Genomic DNA, 3,045 nt, shown 5'->3' with positions numbered 1-3,045 from the left:
GGGCGGGGGCGGGTCAGATGCCTTCGCGGTGGGCCACGGCGGCGGCCTGGGTGCGGCTCGCGACGTTCAGCTTGGCGAGGATGTTCGAGACGTGGACGCTCGCCGTCTTGGGGGAGATGAACAGCGCCGCTGCGATCTCCCGGTTGTTGCGGCCCTCCGCGACCAGCTTCAGCACCTCCCGCTCCCGCGCGGTCAGCGCGCCCAGCGGGCCGGGCGCCGCGGGCGCGGGACGCGGGGAGCCGAGCCGCGCCCGGGTGCCGAGGTCGTGCAGCGCGGCCAGCAGCGGCGCGGCGCCGAGCCGTTCGGCGGTGCGGACCGCCGCCCGCCACTGCCCGGCCGCGCCGTCCCGGTCGCCGTGCTCGGCGAGGGCCTCGGCGAGCCGCCACCGCGACCGCGCCACCTCGTAGCCGAACCCGCCGTCCGGGTCGCCGTAGGCGAACAGCTCGGCGGCCTTCCGCCACAGGTCCACGTCGTGGACGCCGTCGACGCGGCGCCGCTCCGCCTCCGCGCGGGCCAGCCACGCGTGCGCTTCGAGGCCCATCCAGGCGCGCCGGCGCCCGTTGGTCGTGTACGCGGCGCCCTGCCGGACCCGGGCGAGCAGGTCGTCGGCGGTCTCGGCCGCCTTCCGCGCGGCGGCGGCGTCGCCGGCGGCGCGGGCGCGCGCCGCGATCTCGGCCTGCGCCCACAGCCCCGCGGCGGCCGGCCGGATGACGCCGACCGAGGTGCCGTAGATCGTCCCGAGAATCTTGCCGATGTGCCCGGCGGCCGCCTCGGGATCGCCGTTCCACAGCGCGTGCTCGGCGGCCAGGCCCCGCCCGAGGTAGTTGAGGAAAAGGTCCTCGTCCAGCAGCGGGATGATCCAGCGCAGCCGCTCGTCCGCGGCCGGGCTGCCCTGGGCGACGTCGGTGAACAGCGCGTAGGCGGAGATCTGCGCCTCCTGCGGCCGGACGACCTGGACCGCGAAGTCCGCGGCGAGTCGGTTCGCCTCCGCCCAGTTCCCCGCCGTGTAGTGGATCAGGTACCGCAGGGACCGCAGGACGACTCCGTAGGTGCTCCAGCCGAGGCCGTTGTCCAGCGCGTACCGCACGCCCTCCTCGGCGGCGCGCGCCGCGCCCGCGAGGTCGCCGCGGTCGAACTTCGTGCGGGCGTAGTGGAACGCGGCGCGTCCCGCCACCAGCGGGTTCCCGCCCTCTCCGGCGGACAGGTCGCGGGCCCGCGCGAACACCTCCGCGACGCCGGAGTCGGCCTCGCCCGCCTCCCGGAAGACGCCGAGCGTCACCAGCAGGCTCGCCTCGGCGCCGGCCGCCCCGGCGGCGCGGGCCTCGGCGACGGCCCGCTCCGCCGCGCCGGGCAGCTCGCCGTCGTCGTCGCGGTAGAGCAGGATCCGCGCGTAGGTGGCGAGGGCCTCGGCGCGCTCGACGGTCGGCGGGTCGGCGGGCAGCATCGCGACCGCCTCCCGCGCCACCGCCACGGCCGATCCGTAGTCGTCCAGCTCCCCGAGGTGGGTGGCGAGCTGCTCGCGGATCCGGGAGCCGAGCGCCGCGTCCGCCGGGTCGGCCGCCTCCAGCAGCCGCCGCAGCTGCTGCACGGCGCGGCGCAGGTCACCGGCCCCGGCGGCGGCCTGCGCGGCGGCCAGCGCCAGCCGCACCCGGTCGGTCCCGGCGGCGTCCTCGGCGCCGGGCACCGCGTCCCACAGCTCCAGCGCCCGCTCGTAGTGCTCGGCCGCCTCGGCGGGCGCGCCGAGCCGGGCGGCGTCCCGCGCGGCGCGCACCGACGCGGCGAACGCGGCGGGCAGGTCGTGCGCGGCGAGGCTGTGGTGCGCCAGTTCCGCCGCGGGGCCGCACGCCCCGTCGGGCCCCTCGGCGAGCAGCCGCGCGAAGGCGGCGTGCAGCCGGGTCCGCTCGCCCGGCAGCAGGTCGGCGTAGACGGCCTCGCGCAGCAGCGCGTGCCGGAACGTGTACCCGTCCCCGGCCGGGACGAGCAGCTGGTGCGAGACGACCTCCCGCAGCGCCTCGCCCGCCGCGGCCTCGTCCAGCCCCGACACGCGCCGGACGAGCTCGTCGTCGATGCGGCGCCCGGCGACCGCGGCGGCCCGCACGACCCGCCGGCCGGTCTCCGACAGCCGGTCCACCCGCGACAGCAGCAGGTCGGCGAGCCCGGACGGGAGCCCCGCCGACTCACTGCCGGGGGAGCCGAGCCCGGCGGAGTACAGCTCGGCGGCGTAGAAGGGGTTGCCCTCCGACCGGCGGTGCACCCGCGCGGCGACCTCCCCGGGCACCGGCGCGGCGGCGGACCGGCGCGCCAGCTCGGCGAGGTACTCGGCGGTCTCGCCCGGCCCGAACGCGGGGACCTGGACGCCGGCCGCGTTCGGCAGCCGCAGCAGCTCCGCCACCACCGGCCGCAGCGGGTGGCGGCGGTGCAGGTCGTCCGACCGGTAGGTGCCGACGAGGCACACCCGCTCGCGCTGGAGGACGCGGCCGAGGAACGTCAGCAGGTGCCGGGTCGACCGGTCGGCCCAGTGCAGGTCCTCCAGGACGAGGAGGACCGGCCGCTCCGCGCCGAGTTCGCCGAGGAGCCCGAGCACGGCCCCGAAGAGCCGCTGCTGGTTCAGCTCGGACGCCGCGTCCGGGTCGCCGCCGCCGTCCGGCAGCAGCCGGCCCAGCACGGGACGGGCGGCGACCGCGGCGCGGACCTCGTCCGCCTCGGGGCCGCCGCCGTGCGCCGCGCCCCACAACGCGTCGGTGAGCGGCAGGTACGGCATGGTCTCGCCGAGCTCGGCGCACTGCCCGACCAGGACGGCGTACCCCCGGTCCCGGGCGGTGCCGGTGAGCGCGGTCACCAGGTGCGTCTTGCCGACCCCGGCGTCGCCGCTGACGAGCACGAGCCCGGCGTCGCCGCCGGCGGCCCGGTCCAGCGCGGCGGTCAGCTCCGCGAACTCGGCCGTCCTGCCGATCAGCATCGGGCCGCCCCTCCGGTCATCCGGCCCAGTATCCCACCGGCCGGACATGACCGGGCCCCGGATCCGAGGGGGATCCGGGGCCCGGG

General features: G+C 78.7%; 1 protein-coding gene. It reads right to left on the bottom strand.

The window, feature by feature from the left end:
- Window positions 1-13: 13 nt before the first annotated feature.
- Entirely contained in the window at window positions 14-2,959 is a 2,946-nt protein-coding gene (locus tag E1200_RS35325; RefSeq protein ID WP_131956343.1) for a helix-turn-helix transcriptional regulator, read from the bottom strand.
- Window positions 2,960-3,045: the final 86 nt, after the last annotated feature.

Source organism: Actinomadura sp. GC306 (genome assembly GCF_004348665.1).
GTDB lineage: Bacteria > Actinomycetota > Actinomycetes > Streptosporangiales > Streptosporangiaceae > Spirillospora.
The sequence above is the reverse complement of the archived record's forward strand: the minus strand, read 5'-3'. Positions and strand labels throughout refer to the sequence as shown.